Source organism: Pantoea sp. NGS-ED-1003, from assembly GCF_000738765.1.
Classification (GTDB): Bacteria; Pseudomonadota; Gammaproteobacteria; order Enterobacterales; family Enterobacteriaceae; genus Pantoea; species Pantoea septica.
Genome location: NZ_JPQA01000025.1, coordinates 1 through 5468, shown reverse-complemented (window position 1 = coordinate 5468; position 5468 = coordinate 1). Strand labels below are relative to the sequence as shown.

8 protein-coding genes are annotated in these 5468 nt (G+C 51.9%); all 8 read left to right on the top strand.

Going from position 1 to position 5468, the window contains the following annotated elements:
- Positions 1 to 391, top strand: a 391-nt coding sequence (locus JS46_RS22415) for a transposase (protein ID WP_033755997.1), incomplete at its 5' end; no start/stop codon positions are given.
- Positions 392 to 394: 3 nt separating this feature from the next.
- On the top strand, positions 395 to 583 hold the full coding sequence (locus JS46_RS22410) for a DUF2635 domain-containing protein (protein ID WP_033755995.1): 189 nt from the start codon (positions 395 to 397) through the stop codon (positions 581 to 583).
- Positions 583 to 2079, top strand: coding sequence for a phage tail sheath subtilisin-like domain-containing protein (locus JS46_RS22405; protein WP_033755994.1), 1497 nt, complete (start codon positions 583 to 585; stop codon positions 2077 to 2079). Before JS46_RS22410 ends, JS46_RS22405 begins: the two co-directional genes overlap by 1 nt.
- Positions 2079 to 2435, top strand: a complete 357-nt coding sequence (locus JS46_RS22400) for a phage tail tube protein (RefSeq protein WP_033755991.1) — start codon at positions 2079 to 2081, stop codon at positions 2433 to 2435. Before JS46_RS22405 ends, JS46_RS22400 begins: the two co-directional genes overlap by 1 nt.
- Positions 2432 to 2755, top strand: a complete 324-nt coding sequence (locus JS46_RS22395) for a phage tail assembly protein (protein WP_033755989.1) — start codon at positions 2432 to 2434, stop codon at positions 2753 to 2755. The genes JS46_RS22400 and JS46_RS22395 overlap by 4 nt, the downstream gene beginning before the upstream one ends.
- A gap of 84 nt (positions 2756 to 2839) precedes the next feature.
- Positions 2840 to 4738: a phage tail tape measure protein gene (locus JS46_RS22390; RefSeq protein ID WP_033755988.1), complete on the top strand. Its 1899-nt coding sequence runs from the start codon at positions 2840 to 2842 to the stop codon at positions 4736 to 4738.
- A gap of 61 nt (positions 4739 to 4799) precedes the next feature.
- Positions 4800 to 5255, top strand: coding sequence for a hypothetical protein (locus JS46_RS24305; RefSeq protein WP_072010486.1), 456 nt, complete (start codon positions 4800 to 4802; stop codon positions 5253 to 5255).
- Between the two features lie 59 nt (positions 5256 to 5314).
- Positions 5315 to 5468 (top strand): DNA circularization N-terminal domain-containing protein (locus JS46_RS23795; protein WP_200879052.1); only part of this gene is annotated, 154 nt, incomplete at its 3' end.

Sequence of the window (5468 nt, the reverse complement as noted above, 5' to 3'; positions counted from 1 at the left end):
CGACTACTGGCAGAACGTGACCGAAGGATTTGCTGTCGTAGTGGTTCTCGACAATACGCGCGATGAGCGCGGTCAGGCGGCCGGTTATGACGCCGTGCATGATGTGCGGCAGCAAATCTGGAAGGCGTTGCTGGGCTGGGAGCCGGACGCCGACGCGGGCCCGGTGGCTTACTCCGGTGGCCAGCTTCTGGACATGGACCGGGGGCGCCTCTACTACCAGTTCGAATTTATGCTGACCCGAGAAATTACCGAAGAGGATACGCGCCAGCAGGATGACCTGAATGCCCTGGATGAGCTGAAAACGGTCGAAATCGACTTTGATTATATCGACCCGGGCAATGGTCCTGAGGGCATCATCGAACACCACACCAAAATCAACCTCAGCGAGTAAACCATGCAAATCAAACCCAAGCGCGGGCGGTCTGTTCCAGACCCTGCCCGGGGCGATCTGCTGCCTTCAGAGGGCCGGAACGTCGAAGAAAGCAGCTACTGGCTCCGCCGCCTTGCGGTCGGGGATGTTGAGAAAGTCGCCACGGAAGAGAAGAAAGCCGTGGCAGACACAAAAAAACAAGGCGGTGAGTAATGTCTGTCAGCTACCCGAACATTCCGTCAAACCTTCGCGTGCCGCTCTTCTGGGCAGAAATGGACAACAGCGAAGCGAATACAACCCAAGACAGCGGCCCGTCACTTCTGATTGGCTCTGCATCAACTGGCAGCACCATCGCTAAAAATCAGCTTACGATCATGCCTTCAGAAGCGCTGGCAGGAAAGGTAGCAGGACGGGGCAGCCAGCTAGCCCGAATGGTAGCGAAATATCGCGCTATTGACCCGTTTGGCGAGCTGTGGGTAATCGCAGTTGATGAACCTGAAGGTGATGCCGCTACGGGCAAGTTAACTGTCACTGGCAATGCTCAGGCATCAGGCACGATAAGCCTTTATATCGGTGCAACACGTATTCAGGCAGCCGTGGTGACCGGTGACACGCCGGTGACGGTTGCTACTGCTCTTACCGCAGCGATCAATGCCAATGCTGACCTTCCCGTAACGGCAAGCGCTGCGGCTGGTGTTGTCACTCTTACTGCTCGCCATAAAGGTCTTACCGGTAACGATATTCCACTGCTGATGAACTATTACGGCACTATTGGCAGTGAAAATACGCCAGATGGCGTTAACGTTGCCATCACCCCCATGGCGGGTGGTACCGGCGCACCTGACCTTTCAGACACCGTGGCCGCAATGGGTGATGAACCGTTTGATTTTATCGGCACCCCATTTAGCGACTCGGCCTCACTGGCAACTATCGCGCTGGAGATGAACGACTCTTCTGGCCGCTGGAGTTATGCGCGACAGCTGTATGGCCACGTCTACACGGCCAAGATTGGCACACTGTCAGACCTGGTTGCTTTCGGCGACACGCTGAACAACCAGCACATTACTGTGGCCGGTTATGAAACTGGTGTTCAGACAGCGGCAGATGAACTGGTGGCGCTGAGAACTGCGCGTAACGCGGTATTCATCCGCAATGATCCGGCACGCCCGACCCAGACCGGCGAGCTGACCGGCGCTCTGCCGGCACTGGCAGGCAGTCGCTTCACGCTGACTGAGCAGCAGTCTCTGCTGATGCATGGGATCGCCACGGCTTACAGTGAAGGCGGCGTGCTGCGCATTCAGCGTGACATCACCACCCATAAGCAGAATGCCTATGGAGTGGCTGATAACAGCTACCTGGACAGCGAAACGCTGCATACCAGCGCCTACGTTATCCGTCAGCTGAAAAGCATCATCACCAGTAAGTACCCGCGGCATAAGCTGGCGAATGACGGTACGCGCTTCGGTCCGGGGCAGGCCATCGTGACGCCTGCCGTTCTGAAAGGTGAAATGTGCGCCAGCTACCGCACCATGGAGCGGGCGGGCATTGTGGAGAACTTCGAACTCTTCAAACAGCATCTGGTGGTTGAGCGAAACGTCATCGATCCGACCCGTGTGGATGTCCTGTTCCCGCCGGATTACGTCAACCAGCTGCGCGTCTTTGCGCTGCTTAATCAGTTCCGTCTGCAATACAGCGAGGAGACCGCGTAATGGCTAAGATTGCGGGTACCTGTTATTTCAAGATTGATGGTCTGCAACTTTCGCTGACCGGCGGCATCGAGGTGCCGATGAACACTCGGGTCAATGATGATGTTATTGGCCTGGATGGCTCGGTGGATCGCAAAGAAACCCACCGCGCACCCTATACCAAGGGAACTCTGAAAGTGCCTAAAGATTTCCCCGTCGATAAAATCACCAATTCTGACAACATGACTATCACGTCTGAGCTGGCAAATGGTCAGGTCTATGTGCTGTCAGAAGCGTGGCTTTTCGGTGAGGCCAACCATAACGCCGAAGAGGGTACAGTTGATGTTGAATTCCACGGCTCAGAAGGATTCTACCAGTGAGTGAACTGCAACTTTCAAAACCTATAACAGCACACGGTGAAACTCTTCATGTGCTGGAGCTGCGTGAACCATCATTTGATGAGATTGAGCAGAATGGCTTTCCGTTCACAATCGGCAGCGAAGGAAATATCAAAATCGATAGCTCAGTGTCCCTTCGGTATATTCCCGTTTTGGCCGGGATTCCTCGCTCATCTGCCAGTCAGATGGCGAAGATTGATATTTTCAAAGCGTCGATGACGATCCTCGGTTTTTTTACCGGCTCGGGAGCGGGCGAAACCTCCGCCGGCGACTCTACAACGTCGCCCACTTCTGGCGAATAAACCCTCTCGAACTGAAGCGGTCAGCTCTTTCTGATTTTCTGGAGCTTGAAGAGGAAGCAGTAAGAATAAGCGAGGAAACGAAGAATGGCTGACAGCTTTCAGTTAAAGGCCATCATTACGGCTGTTGACCAGCTCACCGGCCCAATGAAAGGGATGCAGCGCCAGCTGAAGGGGTTTCAGAAGGAATTCTCATCGCTGGCTGTTGGAGCAACTGCTATCGGCGCATCCATCCTGGGTGCGCTGGCTATCCCTGTAAATGAGGCCATTAAGTTCGAATCAACAATGGCCGATATCCGCAAGGTCGTTGACGGTCTGGATAACGCTGACGCTTTCAGGAAAATGAGCCAAGACGTTATTGACCTGTCAACAAAACTGCCGATCACGGCAGACGGTATCGGTCAGATTGTTGCCGCAGCAGGTCAGGCCGGCATCGCCCGAAGTGAGCTTGTCGGGTTTGCAGAAGATGCAGCCAAAATGGGTATTGCGTTTGATCAGACTGCGGAAGAGTCCGGTCAGATGATGGCGACATGGCGAACCGCTTTCAAAATGACGCAGAAAGAAGTTGTTGGACTGACGGACAAAGTGAACTACCTCGGAAATACCGGTCCTGCCAGCGCAGCTAAAATCTCTGAAATAGTCACCAGCGTGGGCTCGCTCGCGGCGGTAAACCACGTTTCAACTGGAAATCTTGCCGCGCTGGGTGCAACCATCGCAGGGATGGGTGTCCAGTCTGAAGTAGCTAGTACCGGCATTCAAAACTTCATGCTTTCGCTCTCCAATGCCAATACCGGTAATGCTAAAAAGGTCCTGAAAAAAATCGGGATGACGCCTAAGTCTCTCGCCAGTGGCATGGTGAAGGACTCTAAGGAAACCATGCTTAAGGTATTGGAGGGGATTAAAAACCTTCCTGAAGAAAGCAAATCAAAAGCACTCGAATGGCTGTTCGGTCGGGAGTCTATAAAGGCTATTGCTCCGCTTCTTAACAATCTCGACCTGCTTCGCAAAAACTTCGGTAAGGTTGCTGATGCACAGCAGTATGCTGGCTCAATGCAGAAAGAGTATGACTCCCGCGCAGATACTACCGAAAACAAACTAACGCTGATGCAGAATGGCATAACTGCTGTAAGCCTAGCGCTGGGTGATGCTCTCACGCCACAACTCAAGCAGGGCGTTGTAGCACTCATGCCCTATATAAAGCAGACAGAAAAGTTTGTCAGGGATAATCCTGAGTTGGTCAGGTCAGTTGCGAAATTTGCTATTTCTTTAGTTGGCGTTGGGGTCGCGGTTGGTGCCGTTTCGCAGTCTTTCAGAGTGCTTAATATGGTAATGAACCTGTCGCCTGCCAAACTGGCTATCTCTGCGCTTGCTGCCGGTGCCATGCTGATAATTAACAACTGGGATCAGGTCGGGCCAGTTGTTAAGCAGGTCTGGACTGAAATAGATAATGTCGCTAAGAAAATGGGGGGGTGGCAGACAGTAATCGAAGGTATCGGAGTTGTGATGGCAGGGTCCTTCGCAATCAAAACTATTGGCTCTCTGCAGCAGGCTGTAACTCTCGCAGGGTCGCTATCAGGGTTATTGGCTCAAATCAGCCGCTTTGGCGCCATGACCATTACGATTGGCATAGCAGTCTCACTACTTAAGCAGTTACAGGATTTGGATAAGCAGGCTACAAATCAGGGCGTAAGCACGGGCGAGTTTCTGGTAAACAAAATGAAATCACAGGAACGGGAGCGGGGCTATAATGGTTTCATTCCGAGGCTTCGTGAAATTCTGGGAATGGATAATCCTATCCCTGAAGGACGGTACGATCCAAAAGTTGGCCTTGACCGCCCATCCTCTGCTGGTCGACCGCAGACGGGAGAGTTGAAGGTTAATTTTGAGAATGCGCCGCAGGGCATGCGGGTTGCTACTCCAGCAGGCAATGCGACTCCATGGCTTAGTTATGACGTTGGTTATAATCGTTTTAGCGGTAACAATTAATTCTGATGAATATTGATGTGGTATAAATACGGATATACATAACTATTTATTGGCGATAAGCATGAAAAAAGTAGCTATAGCTCTGATTTTATCAGCTCTAACAACCTCTGCGCTTGCAAAAGATAATAAATTAGCCACGGATTTTGTTAATAAAATCAAATCCTCGGTGGATAGCAATGAGCCAGTTTCAATATCAGTGGAACTGTCTTGCTTAGCTCCATCCGCGAGCGGCAGGCTTATTGTAACCAAGCCGTCTTATACAATCGGCGAGAGCGTTGGGACGTATCTATTTGAAAGCGGCTCACCGAAAAACGCTGACCTGAGCTGGCTTACATTTGAACATCCTAATGACGACTGGGATTCAAAAGAGGTTAGTGGCGTTAATTTCGGGCTTACCATGCCTGGCGGCCAGTTTTTTATCACCATTATGAAAAGTGGTAAAGTAAAAGCTGGCGTTAGTTCAAATGCTAAAAGCGGCATCCATGAAGTTGAGTGCGTAGCTTCAGAACCCAAATAACCCAAGCTTATTTTCAAAGCAACCCGCTCCGGCGGGTTTTTTTACGCCCGGAGTAAGCCATGAGCTGGAAAGATAATCTGCAGGATGCCTCGCTGCGTGGCATTGCGTTTAAGGTTGACAGTGATGAGGCAACCTTTGGCCGCCGCGTTCAGGTGCATGAATACCCCAATCGTGATAAGCCGTGGGCGGAAGATTTAGGAAGGGCAACGCGGC

What these genes read in the sequence shown, in the direction of transcription:
- JS46_RS22410 (WP_033755995.1), top strand. Translation starts at nt 395, where the DNA reads ATGCAAATCAAACCCAAGCGCGGGCGGTCTGTTCCAGACCCTGCCCGG.
- JS46_RS22405 (WP_033755994.1), top strand. Translation starts at nt 583, where the DNA reads ATGTCTGTCAGCTACCCGAACATTCCGTCAAACCTTCGCGTGCCGCTC.
- JS46_RS22400 (WP_033755991.1), top strand. Translation starts at nt 2,079, where the DNA reads ATGGCTAAGATTGCGGGTACCTGTTATTTCAAGATTGATGGTCTGCAA.
- JS46_RS22390 (WP_033755988.1), top strand. Translation starts at nt 2,840, where the DNA reads ATGGCTGACAGCTTTCAGTTAAAGGCCATCATTACGGCTGTTGACCAG.
- JS46_RS24305 (WP_072010486.1), top strand. Translation starts at nt 4,800, where the DNA reads ATGAAAAAAGTAGCTATAGCTCTGATTTTATCAGCTCTAACAACCTCT.